This is a genomic window from Streptomyces sp. MMG1121 (genome assembly GCF_001280015.1).
In the GTDB taxonomy this organism is placed as follows: Bacteria; Actinomycetota; Actinomycetes; order Streptomycetales; family Streptomycetaceae; genus Streptomyces.
In genome coordinates this window covers 1-16,392 of the sequence record NZ_LGDV01000226.1, presented here as the reverse complement: position 1 = coordinate 16,392, position 16,392 = coordinate 1, and the positions used below count along the sequence as shown (strand labels likewise).

10 protein-coding genes are annotated in these 16,392 nt (G+C 70.3%); 6 read left to right on the top strand and 4 right to left on the bottom strand.

Going from position 1 to position 16,392, the window contains the following annotated elements:
* Positions 1–104: 104 nt before the first annotated feature.
* Positions 105–1,085, top strand: a complete 981-nt coding sequence (gene galE / locus ADK64_RS33215; protein WP_053665231.1) for a UDP-glucose 4-epimerase GalE — start codon at positions 105–107, stop codon at positions 1,083–1,085.
* 9 nt (positions 1,086–1,094) lie between these two features.
* Entirely contained in the window at positions 1,095–2,036 is a 942-nt protein-coding gene (locus ADK64_RS33210) for an ADP-ribosylglycohydrolase family protein (protein ID WP_053665229.1), read from the top strand.
* A 41-nt stretch (positions 2,037–2,077) separates the two neighbouring features.
* On the opposite strand, the gene ADK64_RS33205 is transcribed toward ADK64_RS33210, so the two are convergent.
* A complete protein-coding gene (locus tag ADK64_RS33205) occupies positions 2,078–2,704 on the bottom strand; it encodes a TetR/AcrR family transcriptional regulator (protein WP_053665227.1) in 627 nt (208 codons plus the stop codon).
* A gap of 201 nt (positions 2,705–2,905) precedes the next feature.
* Between ADK64_RS33205 and ADK64_RS33200 the strand changes: the two genes are divergently transcribed.
* The 4 genes from ADK64_RS33200 to ADK64_RS33185 all read left to right on the top strand — a co-directional run bounded on the left by ADK64_RS33200 (position 2,906) and on the right by ADK64_RS33185 (position 8,794).
* Entirely contained in the window at positions 2,906–3,817 is a 912-nt protein-coding gene (locus ADK64_RS33200; RefSeq protein ID WP_053665225.1) for an ABC transporter permease, read from the top strand.
* 64 nt (positions 3,818–3,881) lie between these two features.
* Complete coding sequence (locus tag ADK64_RS33195; protein WP_053665769.1) at positions 3,882–4,706, top strand: ABC transporter ATP-binding protein; 825 nt, start codon at positions 3,882–3,884, stop codon at positions 4,704–4,706.
* A gap of 198 nt (positions 4,707–4,904) precedes the next feature.
* The gene (locus tag ADK64_RS33190; RefSeq protein ID WP_053665224.1) at positions 4,905–7,121 is read left to right on the top strand and encodes a CDP-glycerol glycerophosphotransferase family protein; all 2,217 of its coding nucleotides are present in this window, start codon (positions 4,905–4,907) and stop codon (positions 7,119–7,121) included.
* Positions 7,118–8,794, top strand: a complete 1,677-nt coding sequence (locus ADK64_RS33185; RefSeq protein WP_053665221.1) for a glycosyltransferase family 2 protein — start codon at positions 7,118–7,120, stop codon at positions 8,792–8,794. The genes ADK64_RS33190 and ADK64_RS33185 overlap by 4 nt, the downstream gene beginning before the upstream one ends.
* 81 nt (positions 8,795–8,875) lie before the next feature.
* Here the strand turns inward: ADK64_RS33185 and ADK64_RS33180 are convergent, their stop codons facing one another.
* The 3 genes from ADK64_RS33180 to ADK64_RS33170 form a co-directional block, all read right to left on the bottom strand.
* A complete protein-coding gene (locus ADK64_RS33180) occupies positions 8,876–10,366 on the bottom strand; it encodes a hypothetical protein (RefSeq protein ID WP_053665219.1) in 1,491 nt (496 codons plus the stop codon).
* Positions 10,367–10,376: 10 nt separating this feature from the next.
* Positions 10,377–10,850 carry a GtrA family protein gene (locus ADK64_RS33175; protein WP_053665217.1) on the bottom strand — a complete coding sequence of 158 codons (474 nt, stop codon included), beginning with the start codon at positions 10,848–10,850 and terminating at the stop codon, positions 10,377–10,379.
* A 144-nt stretch (positions 10,851–10,994) separates the two neighbouring features.
* A complete protein-coding gene (locus tag ADK64_RS33170; protein ID WP_053665215.1) occupies positions 10,995–15,935 on the bottom strand; it encodes an NAD-glutamate dehydrogenase in 4,941 nt (1,646 codons plus the stop codon).
* Between the last annotated feature and the right edge of the window lie 457 nt (positions 15,936–16,392).

Here is a 16,392-nt window from a genome sequence, read left to right as displayed (position 1 = left end):
CGCGCCTGCCGCTTCGCGGGCGCTCCACACCTGCTGATTCACTGAGACACGCCCGCTGCTCCACCGAGCGGTTCCACGGGCCGACCGACAAGAGGACGACCGCAATGACCTGGCTGATCACCGGCGGTGCCGGATACATCGGGGCACACGTCGTACGAGCGATGACCGAGGCGGGAGAGCGCACGGTCGTGTACGACGACCTGTCCACGGGCATCGCCGAGCGCGTGCCGGCGGAGGTCCCGCTGGTGCGGGGCTCCACGCTGGACGCGGAGACGCTGGCCCGCACCCTCGCCGAGCACGAGATCACCGGAGTCGTGCACCTCGCGGCGAAGAAGCAGGTGGGCGAGTCGGTGGACCGCCCGCTGCACTACTACCGGGAGAACGTGGAGGGCCTGCGGGTCCTGCTGGAGGCGGTCACCGCCGCCGAGGTCCCGTCCTTCCTCTTCTCCTCCTCGGCGGCCGTCTACGGCATGCCCGACGTCGACCTGGTGACGGAGGAGACCCCCTGCGTCCCGCTGTCCCCCTACGGCGAGACGAAGCTGGCCGGCGAGTGGCTGGTGCGCGCGACGGGCCGGGCGAGCGGCCTGTCCACGGCCTCGCTCCGCTACTTCAACGTGGCGGGCGCGGCCACCCCCGAACTCGCCGACACCGGTGTGTTCAACCTGATCCCCATGGTCTTCGAGAAGCTCACCGAGGGCGCGCCGCCGCGTATCTTCGGCGACGACTACCCCACGCCCGACGGCACCTGTGTGCGCGACTACATCCACGTGGTCGACCTGGCCGAGGCGCATGTGGCGGTCGCCCGGGCCCTGCGCTCGACCCCCGGCACGGACCTGACCGTGAACATCGGCCGCGGCGAGGGCGTCTCCGTCCGCGAGATGATCGACCGCATCAACGCGGTCACCGGCTACGACCGCCCTCCGACGGTCACCCCGCGCCGCCCCGGCGACCCCGCCCGCGTCGTCGCCTCGGCGGAGCGCATCGCCGTCGAACTGGGCTGGCAGGCCAAGTACGACGTCCACGACATGATCACCTCGGCCTGGGAGGGCTGGGTACGGCTGCATCCGGCGGCAGCCCGGTCGTAGGCTGCGCCGATGGACGTTCCGGGAGTGCGTGAGCGCGCCCTCGGCGCCGTACTCGGCTCTGCCGTGGGCGACGCCCTCGGAGCACCCTTCGAGTTCGGCCCCGAGGGCGCCTTCTCCGCCCGCTTCCCGCGCTCCGGGCACGGCGGCGAGATGTGCGGGGGCGGCGGCTGGGAGCCGGGCGAGGCGACCGACGACACGCAGATGGCGGTCCTGACCGGCGAGTCCCTGCTGGCCTGCGGCGGCCTGGACCTGCCGGACGTGTTCCACCGCTTGAGGCGCTGGGCGGCGGCCGACCCCAAGGACATCGGCCTCCAGACGGAGGCGGTCCTGACCGGCGGCGCCCCCTGGGACACGGCGGCCGCACTCCATTTCCGGGTCAGTCAACGGGCGGCGGGCAACGGCGCGCTGATGCGAGCGGCCCCTTCGGCGGTGCGCTTCGCCCGCCATGGCCGCGAGACCACGATGACCGCCGCCCGCCGCCTCTCCGCCCTCACCCACGGTGACCCGGCGGCCTGGGAGGGCACGGCCGTGCTGCACGAGCTGATCCGCGTCGCCCTGACCGGCACGGACCCTCTCAGCGCCGTCCCGGCCACCCTGAGCGCACTCCGCCCCGCCCACCGGCAGCGCTACACGACGGTCCTCGCCCCCGACTGGCACCCCGACCGGGCCACCGAGTTCAACGGCGCGGTCTGGCCGTGCCTGGGCTCGGCGGTGTGGGCCCTGCGGACCACGGGGTCGTACGAGGAGGCGGTGCGCACGGCGATCGACCTCGGCGGCGACACGGACACGGTCGCCGCGGTCACGGGGGCGCTGGCGGGCGCGGTGTACGGCCTGCGCGCCGTACCAGCGCGCTGGACCGAGCCGCTGCACGTGCCGCTGCCGGGGTTCGACGGGCGGGTGCTGCGCGCGCCGGACCTGATCGAACTGGCCGAGGGGCTCCTCACTCCGTAAGGGGCATGGCCGCGGCGCCGGATCCCGGCGCCGCGGCCCCCTTACAGCGCCTTCAGCGCCCCCGCCGTGGCCCGGGCCAGCTTCTCCAGGTACCCCTTCGGCAGCTTGGGGGACCTGATCACCACCGCTCGCCAGTACAGGGGGCCGGAGATCAGATCCAGGGCCAGGTCCGGGTCCAGGGCCGCGCGGACCTCTCCCCGCGCCTCCGCCGCTGCCACGATCTTGCTGGCCACGCCCTCCTGACCGTCCCGCAGGGCCTTCTGGAAGGCCTCGGCGATGTCGGGGTTGCGGGCCGCCTCGGCCTGGAGGTCGGGGATGATCTGCGAGGCGACGGGGTGGCGCAGGGCTCGTGAGGTGACCTCGTAGAGGAGGCGCAGGTCGCCCTCCAGGGAACCCGTGTCGGGGACCGGCAGGCCCAGGACCGCCATCGCGGAGACGACGTCCAGCACCAGGTGCAGCTTGGAACGCCACCGGCGGTACACCGCGGTCTTGCCGACTCCGGCCCGGCGCGCGATGCCCTCGATGGACATCCGGGCGTAGCCCACCGCCGCGAGTTCCTCGAAGACCGCCCCCCGGATGGCCTCGGTCACGTCCTCCCGGAGCACGGCGGCCCCGGCCGGAGCCCTGCGCCGCTCACGCTTCGGGGCCTCGTCGGCGTTCGTCGTCATGACTCACAGCATAGGGCGTTACGACGAAACGGTTGCGTTCCGACGTCGATTGGTTCTACGCTCACGTTGCGACGATACGGTCCCGTCCCGACGTAAGAGAACGTGAAGAGAAGCGTAAGGAAACGTCGGACGACGGCCTCCGACGTGCCCCGGCCGTCCGCCGGACGCGCATTCCCCCTCCCCCGAGCGAAAGCAGCGGATGTGAGCCAGGTCCTCGACACACCGCCCCCTACCCAGGTCCCGGACGACGACCTCTCGGCACTGGCCGCCCGGCACGGCCTGACGGTCAGCGGCGCCCGCCCCACCCTGCCCGAGTACGTCCGCCAGCTGTGGGCCCGGCGTCACTTCATCACCGCCTTCGCCACCGCCAAGCTCACCGCGCAGTACAGCGAGGCGAAGCTCGGCCAGATCTGGCAGGTCATGACCCCGCTGCTGAACGCGGCGGTCTACTACTTCATCTTCGGTGTCCTGCTCGGCACCAAGAAGGGTGTCCCGGACTACATCCCGTTCCTGGTCACCGGCGTGTTCGTGTGGACGTTCACGCAGAGCTCGATCCAGGTCGGCACCCGGGCGATCTCCGGCAACCTCGGCCTGGTGCGCGCCCTGCACTTCCCGCGCGCCGCCCTGCCGATCTCCTTCTGCATCCAGCAGCTCCAGCAGCTGCTGTTCTCGATGGCCGCGCTGGTCGTCATCCTGCTCTGCTTCGGCCTGCCGATCTCCGCGTCCTGGCTGCTGGTGATCCCGGCGCTGGTCCTCCAGTTCGTGTTCAACGCGGGCATGTCGATGATCATGGCCCGGATGGGCGCCAAGACCCCCGACATCGCCCAGCTGATGCCGTTCATCCTGCGCACCTGGATGTACATGTCCGGCGTGATGTGGAGCATCAGCAAGCTCACCAAGAGCGACCACCTCCCGCACGTCGTCACCACCCTGCTGGAGGCCAACCCGGCCGCGGTCTACATCGACCTCATGCGGTACGCCCTGATCAAGAGCTTCCACGCCAAGCAGCTGCCCCCGCACGTGTGGCCCACGGCGATCGGCTGGGCCCTGGTCATCGGCGTCGGCGGCTTCATCTACTTCTGGAAGGCTGAGGAGAAGTACGGCCGTGGCTGAGCACACTCCCGAGAACCCCGAGTTCCTCGACGACTCCGAGACCGAGACCCCCGAGGCGCGCGAGATGCGCGAGAGGTACGAGCGCCTCGCGAAGGCCAAGACGGTCCCCACCATCGTCGTCGACAACGTCGACATCGTGTACCGCGTCCACGGCACCGGTTCCGGCCGCGGATCCGCCACCGCCGCCCTCAACCGCATCCTGCGCCGCGAGCAGGCCGAGAAGGCGGCCGGCGTGCGCAAGGTGCACGCGGTGAAGAAGGTGTCGTTCGTCGCCTACAAGGGTGAGGCGGTCGGCCTGATCGGCACCAACGGCTCCGGCAAGTCGACCCTGCTCAAGGCGATCGCCGGCGTGCTCCCGGTGGAGAACGGCCAGATCTACACCAACGGCCAGCCCTCCCTGCTCGGCGTCAACGCGGCCCTGATGAACGACCTCACCGGCGAGCGGAACGTCTGGCTCGGCGGCCTCGCCATGGGCATGTCCCGCGAGGAGGTGAGGGAGCGATATCAAGACATCGTCGACTTCTCCGGGATCAACGAGAAGGGCGACTTCATCACCCTTCCGATGCGGACCTACTCCTCCGGTATGGCCGCCCGGCTGCGCTTCTCCATCGCGGCCGCCAAGGACCACGACGTCCTGCTGATCGACGAGGCGCTCGCCACCGGCGACCGCAGGTTCCAGATGCGCTCCGAGGACCGGATCCGCGAGCTGCGCGAGAAGGCGGGCACCGTCTTCCTGGTCAGTCACAACAACAAGTCGATCCGCGACACCTGCGAGCGGACCATCTGGCTGGAACGCGGCGAGCTGCGCATGGACGGACCGACCGAGGACGTCATGAAGGAGTACGAGGCCTTCAGCGGCGAGAAGACCGCCAAGAAGAAGGCGGCCTGACCGCCAGGTAAGCGGTCTGCAAGAACGATTGTAAGAAGGCGGCCGAAAAGTTACGGGGAGCGAAACCCCAGGCCACAGAAGTTCGTCTACCTCAGTAGGCCGCCTCTCTTACTCCAAGCGTGGTTATCCCTTTCATCCGCTTAGTGACAGTATGTTATGAAGGGTGGCCAAACCGACGATCCAAAGGAGTCTCCCGCGATGCCCCAACTCAGCGTCATCGTCTACGGACCGAACGCACAGGGGCACCTGACAGAGCTGCTGGACTCCGTGGAAGCCCACCCCCTCACCGACGCGGAGATCATCGTCGCCGCCGTCGGTGACTGGGCGCGCGAGACGGCCGAGGGCCACTCCCCCGAGACGATCGTCGTCCCCCTGCCGGAGGACACCGGTGACGCGGCGGCCCGGGCGGCCGGCGCCGCCCGCGCGAGCGGCCGCTGGCTGCACTTCGTGCACGCCAAGGACAGCCTGCCGGCCGGCGCCCCGCGGCTGATCGCCGAGCGCACCGCCGAGCTGGACGCCGAGACCGGCGCCACCGGCACCGCGGTCGACGTGCTCCTCTTCGACCACGTCACCACCACCTGGCAGACCGCCGCCCGGCCCTCCCGCGACGGCCGCCTCCTCGCCGCCGTCGGCCGTGAGAGCCTCGCCCTGAACGAGTCCGCCGACCTGCTGCGCCTCACCCCGATCCTCGGCAACCGCGCCCTGCGCGCCGACTTCTGGCGGGCGCACGAGGAGCGGCTCACCACCGGCGACGAGCCGCACGCCGCGCACGCCACCCTGCTGCACGCCGGCCACGTCGCCTGCCTGAACCAGGCGGCGTACGAGAACCGCGAGCTGCGCCCCGAGAGCCTGCCGCCGCTCGACCCCGAGGCCCGCTTCGCGCTCATCGAGCGCTACGAGTCGCTGCTCGCGCTCACCAAGGACCACCGCGCCACCCGCGCGGTGCTGTACGACCTGATGATGCGCGACCTGGTGCGCACCTTCGCCGGCGAGAACCTGCCCGACGCCGTCGCGCGCGAGTTCTTCCGCCGCGCCTCCCTCGCCGCCGTCCGCTGGCGCCCCGAGAACCACGAGCGCCCGGCCGGTGTGGAGGGCGTACGGCACGCCCTGCTGGAGGAGGGCGCGTACACCAAGTACCGCGCGTTCCAGGCCGTCAACCGCAGCCGCCGCGCCGCCAAGAAGGCCGTACGCACCCGTAAGCGCCAGGTCGGCGCCCAGCTCCGCGACCAGCAGTACCGCCGCGCCCTGAGCCGCCCGGTCAACCCCCATCTGGCCGTGTTCGCCGCCTACTGGGAGCGCGGAGTGGCCTGCAACCCGGCCGCGATCGCCGCCAAGATGGCCGAGCTCGCCCCGCACATCCACCAGGTGTGGGTGGTGAGCAAGGAGAACCTGTCCCTGCTGCCGCCCGGCACCGACCACGTGATCCCCGGCACCCGCCGCTACTGGGAGATCCTGGCCACCGCCAAGTACCTGGTGAACAACGTCAACTTCCCCAACGCGGTCGTCAAGCGCCCCGACGCGATCCACCTCCAGACCCACCACGGCACCCCGCTCAAGCGCATGGGCCTGGACCAGATGGAGCACCCGGCCGCCGCCAAGGGCCTGGACTTCAACGCCCTGCTGGGCCGCATCGACAAGTGGGACTACAGCGTCAGCGCCAACAGCCACTCGACCCGCATGTGGGAGCGCGCCTACCCGGCCCGCTACACCTCGCTGGACTACGGCTACCCGCGCAACGACGTCTTCTACACGGCCACCGCCGAGGACGTCCGCGCCGCCCGCCGCCGCCTCGGCATCGCGCCCGGCAAGAAGGCCGTCCTGTACGCCCCCACCCACCGTGACTACGAGGCCGGCTTCACCCCGCGCCTGGACCTCGCCGAACTCGCCGACCGCCTCGGCGAGGACACGGTCCTGCTGGTCCGCGCCCATTACTTCTACGGCGGCGCCGCCTCCCCGCTCACCGGGCTGCGCCGCTCCGGACGGATCATCGACGTCTCCTCCTACGACCCCGTCGAGGAGCTGTGCCTGGCCGCCGACGCGCTGGTCACGGACTACTCGTCGATCATGTTCGACTACGCCAACCTGAACCGCCCGATCGTCGTCTACGCCGACGACTGGGAGACGTACCGGACCACCCGTGGCGTCTACTTCGATCTGATGGAAGAGCACCCCGGCCAGGTCGCGCGCACCCAGGAGGAGCTGACGGAGATCTTCGTCTCCGGCGCCTGGCGCGACGAGAGCGCGGCGAAGGCACGCGCCGCGTTCCGCCGCCGGTTCTGCGAGTACGACGACGGCCGCGCCGCCGAACGGGTCGTACGCCGGGTGTTCCTCGGCGAGCCGGAGGAGTCCCTGCCCCCGGTGCTCCCGATCGAGGAACGCACCCCCGCCCCGACCCCCGAGGAGGCCTCGGCATGACGACCACGACCTCGACCCCTGACGTCACGGTCACGGTCATCGTCTTCAACGACGCGGAGCGCCTGCCCCGGGCCGTGGAGTCGCTGCGCGCGCAGACGCACGCGAACATCGAGATCATCATCAGCGACGACCACTCCACCGACGACACGCCCGCGGTGGCGCGCCGGCTGGAGGCGCAGGACGAGCGCGTCCGCTACCTCCGGCTGCCGGAGAACAGCGGCGGCTGCAGCGCCCCGCGCAACCGGGCCATCGACATCGCCCGGGCGCCGTATCTGATGTTCCTCGACAGCGACGACGAACTCCCGCCCCGCGCCGTGGAGTTGCTGCTCGCCGCGCACCGCGAGCGCGAGGTCGACTTCACCATGGGCGCGGTCCGCCGGGTGCGCGTGGACAACGGCAAGCGTTCGACGTGGATGCCGCACGTGGTGACCGAGAAGCGCACGGTCGAGGGCATCGAGCAGGACCCGCGCCTGCTGTTCGAGCACCTGTCGACCAGCAAGATGTACGCGCGCTCCTTCCTGGACCGGCACGACCTGCGGTTCCCCGAGGGCATCCACTACGAGGACCAGCTGTTCTCGGCCCAGGCCTACTGCCTGGCCCAGGCGTTCACGATCATCCCGGACCCGGTGTACGTCTGGTACATCGACCCGTACGCGGCGGCCGCCTCGGCGTCCATCTCCAACCAGCGGCACAAGGTCACCAACGTCCGCGACCGCGTCTACGTGCAGACGCTGATCGACGAGTTCCTGGTGGAGAGCGGGCACGCGGTCCTGCGCGAGGACAAGGACTACAAGTTCCTCAAGCACGACTTCCGGATGTACGCCGGTGACCTGCCCTTCCGGGACGAGGAGTGGATGCGCTCCTTCGCCGAGATCATGAACCCGTACCTGGACACGCTGGCCGACGGTGCCTTCACCCGGCTGCCGCGTCCGGAGCGGGTGGTGCTGGAGCTGCTGCGGGACGGCCGCCTGGCCGACGCCCAGCTCGCGGCCCGCGGCCTCGGCGACCGGGTGGCACCGCGCCAGGTGACGGCCGACGCGTCGGGTGTCCCGTACTGGGGCGACACGGTTCCCGCGTCGGACCGCGCCCGCCGCGAACTGGACCTCTCCGACCTCGAGTTGGACACGCGCCCGTTCCCGAGCGCGCAGTTCCGCCACGAGATCACAGAACTGACGCGCGGCCGGGGTGCCACGCTGACGCTCTCGATCCGCACCTACGACCCGGGCCTGCGCCTGCCGGTCGGCCCGCAGCGCGCGAGCCTGCTGCTGTCGCCCGGCAACCGCCGGATGACGGTCCCGTTCCGTCTCGACCCCGTCAGCCCGGGCTTCTTCGAGGGCACGGTCCACCTGGACCTGTCGGCCGCGCCCCTCCCCTTCCAGGGCTTCGAGGGCATCCGGCACCCCCAGGTCCGCCTCCAGCAGCAGGGCCTGGCCCACTCGGGCGTCCTGCTGGCCCCGCTGGACTTCACGGCGGTCACGGCCCGCGTCGACTACCGCTCCGGCGCGACCCCGCACGAGGTCACGCTGGAGCCGGAGGGCCGCAACCCCGGCCGTCTGCAGATCCGCTGGCGCCCGGTGGGAGTGACGGCCAAGGTGATCCGTCCGGTCATCAAGAAGGTGGCGCGGCCCAAGGTCCGTAAGGCGGCGAAGCTGCTGTCGAGCGTGCTGCGGTAGCTGTTTCAGCGCCGAACGCCTGAATGCCGAAGGGGCGCGGGGAAGTTCCCCGCGCCCCTTCGGCATTCAGGCGTTCGTGGCTCAGCCCACCACCCGGTACAGGACCTGGTCCCCCGGACCCGTCGTCACCCTCTTCAGCCCCGGGCCCGCCAGGCTCTTCGCCCCGACGACCCACCGCACCTTGTACTTCCGCAGGATCGCCTGCCGTTCGGCGGCGGACGTGTCCGTGGCGAAGTAGTGCGACACCGCCGCGTCCCGCTGCTTCTCGTCCGGCAGGAAGAAGTCGGGATAGCCGGGCGTCACGGTGTACGGCCCGTACGCGGGGATCTGCCGCGCCGGGAACGTCTGTGCCATCACTACGTCGCCGTACTTCGCCCACGGCGTGATCCAGTGGTAGCCCACCCACGGCGTGTGGTACTTGTCCGCGACCGGCGCCGGCAGCGAGCTCTTGGGGATCACATAGCCGAGCGTGCCGGCCTGCGTCCACGCCCCCACGGCCAGTACGGCGCCGAGCACGCACGCCCAACCTGTCCGGACCGCCCGCCGCCCCGCCGTCACGGCCTCCAGCGCGGCCGCGAGCTGGGCCGGGATCAGCGCGGCGGGCAGCGCGCGGCCCCAGGAGTAGTGGCCGGTCAGCCCGCCCGCGGCGAACATCAGCGCGCCCAGGGCGAAGAACAGGACGAGCGGGTCCCAGCGGTCGCGCCGCAAGCGCAGGACGAGGGCCGCCACGCCCAGCAGGACGAAGCCGAAGTGCCCGGCCAGGTGCTCGTAGAGCGGCTTGTGGATGGCCTCCAGATCCGCGCCCGCCGAGAAGAGGGAGAAGAAGTCGTAGTACGGCCACAGGCCCAGCAGCAGCATGCCGAGCGCCAGCGCGGCGGCCAGTCGCAGCAGTACCGGGCGGGAGGGCCGGGCCGCGATCACCATGGCCAGCGCGCCCAGGGACGAGACGACTCCGGTGAACTGGTGGCTGAGCAGGATCACGGCCCAGAGCAGGCCCAACGCCGCCCAGCGCACCCATGCCACCGGCTCGCTCGCACGCAGCGCGCGCGTCAGCCACGCCCAGAAGTGGAAGGTGAGGCCGATCGCGAACACGCTCGGGTACGACACCGTCAGCGCCAGCGAGTTCAGGCCCACGAAGCCGGACCAGTTGAACAGCACCGGGCCCCACAGGAAGACCAGGCTCAGCAGCGCGAGGGCGGGCGCCGCACGATGGGCGCTGAGGGTACGGACGTACCGCCACACGCCCGTGACCAGCAGCCCGAGTCCGACGAGCGCGCCGGCGCGCAGGATCACGAACACCGACAGACCGGTGAGCTTGGCGAGGCAGCCGAGCAGCAGCATCCACGGCGAGTAGTACGGGCTCGGCGTGTCCGCGTCGACCAGCGGGTTGCCGGGATGCAGCAGGTTGTGGCGCAGCCGCTCGATGGTGGCCGCGTGCATGCCGAGGTCGCCCGCCCACGGCAGACGGACGACCACCGCGAGCAGCAGTACGACGACGAGTGCGGCGACGGCCTGCGGCAGTATCCGCCCGGCCCGCGCGGTGGTGCGGTGCGGCGGCGTCGTACGCCTCACCGGCTCGGTGTCAGACGGTGCGGCGTGCATCCTGCTGAAATACCCATGTGCGATAGACGACAAAACGGAAGGCGGAAGCGATCACGATCGAGAGCGCCTTCGCCAGATTCGACTCGATCACGCTGTGCAGACCGAGTCCGTGGTAACCGATCCAGAACAGGCCGATTTCCATGACGACCCCGAGGCCGCTGAAGACGAAGAACAGGGCGATCTGCCGGCGGGTGCGCGAGGCCCGGTCACGATAGGCGAAATAGCGGAAGCCGGCGTAATTGGCCGACATCGCGATACAGCTGGCCAGGACCGTCGCGGTCATCGCCTGCCAACCCAGGCCGTGCAGCAGCAGGTTGAAGACCGCGAAATTGACGAGGACGCCGCTGCCACCGACGATCCCGAATTTCACGACCTCCAGTACGACGCGCGTGACGGGCCGGGCCGCCGGTGCCGGCGCGGGAGGCGCCGGGCGGGTCTCGAGGTTCACTGTCACGCGCTCGACCCTAGCCCAACCATACCGATTAGCAGGAAACGGTAAATTCGCTGCACAAGTTTTCTTAAGGGTCAGCAAGAAACGCGACGCCCCGGGCCGCTGGGTGCCCGGGGCGTCTTCAGTGCCGTAACGGCCCTACGGATCTTACGAATGCGTACGCAGCAGCGTCCGCATCGTACGCATCGCCACCGACAGGTTGGCGAGGTCGAAGGAGTCCGAGCTGCGGATCTCCTCCAGGGTGGCGCGCGCCCGGCCGAGGATGGGCGCGTTCTTCTGCTCCCACGCCTTGAAGCGCTGCTCGGGCGTCGACGTGCCATTGCCGGTCACGAGGATGTCCGAGGTGAGCGCCGCGTGCGCCGCGTACAGGTCCTCGCGGATGGAGGCGCGGGCCATGGACTGCCAGCGGTCTGCGCGGGGCAGCTCGATGATGCGGTCCATCAGCTGGGTGATGTTCAGCCGGTCGGCGAGGTCGTAGTAGACCTCGGCGACGTCGAGCGGCTCCTTGCCGGTGCGGTCGGCCACCGAGACGATGTCCAGCGCCGGGAAGGCGGAGGAGAAACCGGCCACGCGCGTGGCGATCTCGTCCGGGACGCCGGCCTCGGACAGCTCGTCGTACACGTGCTGGTACCAGTCCAGGTCCGCGCCGCGCAGCAGCTTCGGCAGCTCCTGCCAGACGCGCTCGACCCGCTCGGCGAAGAACTCGACCGTCTCGGCGAGCTGGAGCGGCTGCGGCCGGTTGTTGAGCAGCCAGCGCGTGCCGCGCTCGACCAGCCGGCGCGAGTGCAGCCGGATCCGGGTCTGGACGGCCGCGTCGACCTTGTTGTCCAGCTCCTCCACCGCGTCCCACACCGGCGCCGAGCGGAAGATCGCGCGGGCCGCGGTCTGCGCCCGGACGATCTCCTCCAGGGAGGCGCCGGTCTCCTCGCGCAGCCGGTGCAGATACGTTGTACCGCCCGTGTTGACCGTGTCGTTGACCAGCACGGTCGTGGTGATCTCGCGGCGCAGCGGGTGGTTGTCGATGGCGTCGGCGAACCGCTCGCGCAGCGCCGTCGGGAAGTACGCGTGCAGCAGGCCGCGCAGGTACGGGTCGTCGGGCAGCGAGGTGTGCAGCAGCTCCTCGGCGACCGTGATCTTCGTGTACGCCAGCACGACCGCGGTCTCCGGGCCGGTCAGACCCTGACCCTGGCCCAGGCGCTCACGGATCTGGCGGTCGGTGGGCAGGAACTCCAGCGCCCGGTCCAGATGGCCCTCGCGCACCAGGTGGCGGACGAACCGCTGCTGGGCGTGGAGCATGGCGTTCGCCTGGAACAGCGCGTTGGCCAGAGCCGTGTTCTGCGCGTAGTTGTTGCGCAGCACCAGCGCGCCGACCTCGTCGGTCATCTGGGCGAGCAGCTTGTTGCGCTGCTTGACGGTCATGTCGCCGTCCCCGACCAGGCCGTTCAGCAGGATCTTGATGTTCACCTCGTGGTCGGAGGTGTCCACCCCGGCGCTGTTGTCGATCGCGTCGGTGTTGATCTTGCCGGCGTGCAGGGCGAACTCGATCCGGCCGAGCTGGGTCAGGCCCAGGTTGCCGCCCTCGCCGACGACCTTGACCCTGAGGTCCTTGCCGTCGACGCGGATGGCGTCGTTGGCCTTGTCGCCGACGTCGGCGTTGGACTCGCCCGACGACTTCACGTACGTGCCGATGCCGCCGTTCCACAACAGGTCGACCGGCGCGTGCAGGATCGCCTTCATCAGGTCGGCCGGGGTCATCTTGGTGACCTTGTCCTCGATACCGAGGGCCTCGCGGACGTGGGCGTTGATCGGGATCGACTTGGCGCTGCGCGGGAAGATCCCGCCGCCCGCCGACAGCAGCTCGGTGTTGTAGTCGGCCCAGGAGGAGCGGGGCAGCTCGAACAGACGGCGGCGCTCGGCGTACGACGTCTCCGCGTCCGGGGTCGGGTCGATGACGATGTGCCGGTGGTCGAAGGCGGCGACCAGGCGGATGTGCTCGGAGAGCAGCATGCCGTTGCCGAACACGTCACCGGACATGTCACCGATGCCGACGACCGTGAAGTCCTCGGTCTGCGTGTCCACGCCCAGCTCGCGGAAGTGCCGCTTCACGGACTCCCAGGCACCGCGCGCGGTGATGCCCATGCCCTTGTGGTCGTAGCCCGCGCTGCCGCCCGAGGCGAAGGCGTCGCCCAGCCAGAAGTTGTACTTCTCGGCGACCCCGTTGGCGATGTCCGAGAAGGTCGCGGTGCCCTTGTCGGCGGCGACCACCAGGTAGGTGTCGTCTCCGTCGTGCCGGACGACGTCCTGCGGCGGCACGACCTCGCCGGCGACCATGTTGTCGGTGATGTCGAGCAGCGCCGAGATGAACGTCTTGTAGCTGGCGATGCCCTCGGCGAGCCACGCGTCGCGGTCCTTGGCCGGGTCCGGCAACTGCTTGGCGACGAAGCCGCCCTTGGCGCCGACCGGCACGATGACGGTGTTCTTCACCATCTGCGCCTTGACCAGGCCGAGGATCTCGGTACGGAAGTCCTCACGCCGGTCGGACCAGCGCAGACCGCCGCGCGCGACCTTGCCGAAGCGCAGGTGCACACCCTCGACGCGCGGCGAGTACACCCAGATCTCGTACGCGGGGCGCGGCGCGGGCAGGTCCGGGATGGCCTGCGGGTCGAACTTCATGGAGACGTAGTCGTGCGGCGTGCCGTCGACCTTCTCCTGGAAGAAGTTGGTGCGCAGGGTCGCCTTGATGACGGTCAGGAAGGACCGCAGGATCCGGTCCTCGTCCAGGCTCGCCACCTGGTCCAGGGCGGCGTCCAGCTCCTCCAGCAGGGCGTCCGTGATCTCCAGTCCGGCCTTCTGCCGCTCCGGGGACATCCGGGCCTCGAACAGCGAGACGAGCAGCCGGGTGGTGTGGACGTTGTTGCGGAGGGTGTCCTCCATGTAGTCCTGCGAGAAGGTCGAACCGGCCTGCCGCAGGTACTTGGCGTAGGCGCGCAGCACCATCGCCTGCCGCCAGGACAGCCCGGCGCTCAGCACGAGGGCGTTGAAGCCGTCGTTCTCCGCCTTGCCGGTCCAGGTGGCGGCGAAGGCCTCCTGGAAGCGCTCGCGGGCGTCGTCGCCGAGGTACTCCCCGCCGCCGTTGACCGACTTCGGCATGCGCAGACCGAAGTCGTAGATCCAGGACGTCGTACGGTCCGCGCACCGCATCTCGTACGGCCGCTCGTCGGTGACCTCGACGCCGAGCCGGCTGAGCACCGGCAGCACGTGCGAGAGGGAGACCGAGCCGCCCTTCTGGTAGATCTTGAACCGGCGCTCCTCCGGTCCGGCACCCACCGGCTCGTACAGGCTCAGGCTGAAGGCCTTGTCCTCGCTGAGCTGCTCCAGGTGGACCAGGTCGGCGACCGCCGCGCGCGGGGTGTGGTCGGCCTTGTAGCCCTCGGGGAAGGCGTGGTTGTAGCGGCGCAGTACCTCGGCCGCGTGCTCCTCGCCGCACTCGGCGGTCAGGGCCTCGGCGAACGCGTCGGTCCAGGAGCGGGCGGCCTCGACCAGGCGGGCCTCGATGCGGTCCTTGTCGGTGTCCGACAGCTCGGGCAGCACGGTGCCCGGCGGGACGCGCACGACGAAGTGCAGCCGGGACAGGATCGACTCGGTGTTCCAGGCGGTGAAGTCGACGCTGATGCCGCCGAGCTCCTCCTTCAGGATGTCGATGATCCGCAGCCGGACGCCGGTGGTGTAGCGGTCGCGCGGGAGGTAGACCAGGGCCGAGTAGTAGCGCCCGTACTCGTCCTGGCGCAGGTACAGCCGCAGCCGCCGCCGCTCCTGCAGGTACAGCACGGACGTGGCGATGGACTGCAGTTCGGCGACGGGCGTCTGGAACAGCTCGTCGCGCGGGTAGGTCTCCAGGATCTGCATCAGGTCGCGGCCGTCGTGGCTGTTCGGCGAGAACCCGGCGCGGTGCAGCACCTCCTCGACCTTGCGGCGGATCACCGGGACCCGGCGCACGGACTCGGTGTACGCGGCGGAGGAGAAGAGCCCGAGGAAGCGCCGCTCGCCGACGACGTTCCCGTCCACGTCGAACTTCTTGACGCCGACGTAGTCCAGGTACGACGGCCGGTGCACGGTGGCCCGGCTGTTCGCCTTGGTCAGCACGAGCAGCTTGTGTTCGCGGGCCTTGGCGCGGGCGTCGGCGGGCAGCCGCTCGAAGGAGGGGCTGACCGGGTGCTGGTCGTCCTCGGCGTGCTGCGGGTCGGAGCGCAGGATGCCGAGGCCGGTGCCGGGCACGGCGGCGAGCGTGTCGTCGTCGCGCAGCTGGTACTCGCGGTAGCCGAGGAAGGTGAAGTGGTCGTCGGACAGCCAGCGCAGCAGCTCGCGGGCCTCTTCGACCTCGGGCGTGACCAGATCGCCCGGGGCGGGCTCGGCCGGCAGCTCGTCGGCGATCCGGGTCGCCGTGCTGCGCATCTTCTCCCAGTCCTCGACGGCCTCGCGGACGTCGGACAGCACGCGCAGCAGATCGGCGGAGATCTGCTTCAGATCGGCGCGGTCGGTCTCGCGGTCGATCTCGACGTGGATCCAGGACTCGAAGTGCGCGTCGTGCGGAAGGTCACCGCCCGGCGGGGTCGGCAGGACCTCGATCAGCTTGCCGGTGAGATCACGCCGGACGACGAACTGCGGGTGGATGACGACGTGGATCCCGCGCCCCTGCCGCGTCAGCTCGTTGGTGACGGAATCGACGAGGAAGGGCATGTCGTCGGTGACGACCTCCACGACGGTGTGACTGCAGGTCCACCCGTTCTCCTCCACGGTCGGGGTGTGGACCCGGACGTTCGCCGTGCCCTGGGGGCGGTTCTCGGCGAGGCGGTAGTGCGAGACCGCGGCGCCGAAGACGTCGACCGGGTCGCGGTCGGCGAGGTCTTCCGGGGCGGTGTGCAGGTAGTAGCGCTGGAGGAACGCGAGCACGGACTCGCTGTCCGGGGTGTCCGGAGAGCCCTCGCCCGCGGTCCCGGTCGGTAGGTGCCCCCCGACCGGGCTGTTCTCAGCTACCCGGGCAGCCCTCTCGAGCAGCTCGGCCTTGGCTTCGTCCAGCTTGGTCTGCATTGTCCTCTGGCTCCTGTCGCGCGCCGTTGCGTGACGTAGAAGGAAGTACGGTCTCTTTCCCTCCGGCTCGACGCCACAGCCCGGGGTGTCCGGACCGTTCAGACGCTATGCCGCGAGGTGAGATGAGCGGGGGGAATTCGGCCATTCTCGACGTGCTCGTCGGATGTGACGCTGCTCTCGGCAGCGCCGTGTCCGGGGTCGTCCTCGGCGTCCCGGGAGCCCCTGCGGCCCCGCCCCGCCCGCGAAGACCAGCGACCGCCGCCCGGTCACGGAGGTGTTCCGTGCAACCCGGGCGCAGGGCAGGGACACGATCGTCCCCGCGAGATATCGCGCTGATCACGCCACAAGGCTATCGCTCCTCACCCGGGGCACGTCATGAGCCGTATGTGTACAAAACAGGGGGGTGAAGTTTGACGTTCTGCACAGGGGTGTGGAGGGGGTCGGTGACGTATCCGGT

Bases quoted from the DNA above. Each gene is read 5' to 3' on its own strand.
- ADK64_RS33195 (WP_053665769.1), top strand. From the start codon at position 3,882: ATGCGCGAGAGGTACGAGCGCCTCGCGAAGGCCAAGACGGTCCCCACC.
- ADK64_RS33185 (WP_053665221.1), top strand. From the start codon at position 7,118: ATGACGACCACGACCTCGACCCCTGACGTCACGGTCACGGTCATCGTC.
- ADK64_RS33205 (WP_053665227.1), bottom strand. From the start codon at position 2,704: ATGACGACGAACGCCGACGAGGCCCCGAAGCGTGAGCGGCGCAGGGCT.
- galE (WP_053665231.1), top strand. From the start codon at position 105: ATGACCTGGCTGATCACCGGCGGTGCCGGATACATCGGGGCACACGTC.
- ADK64_RS33170 (WP_053665215.1), bottom strand. From the start codon at position 15,935: ATGCAGACCAAGCTGGACGAAGCCAAGGCCGAGCTGCTCGAGAGGGCT.
- ADK64_RS33190 (WP_053665224.1), top strand. From the start codon at position 4,905: ATGCCCCAACTCAGCGTCATCGTCTACGGACCGAACGCACAGGGGCAC.
- ADK64_RS33210 (WP_053665229.1), top strand. From the start codon at position 1,095: ATGGACGTTCCGGGAGTGCGTGAGCGCGCCCTCGGCGCCGTACTCGGC.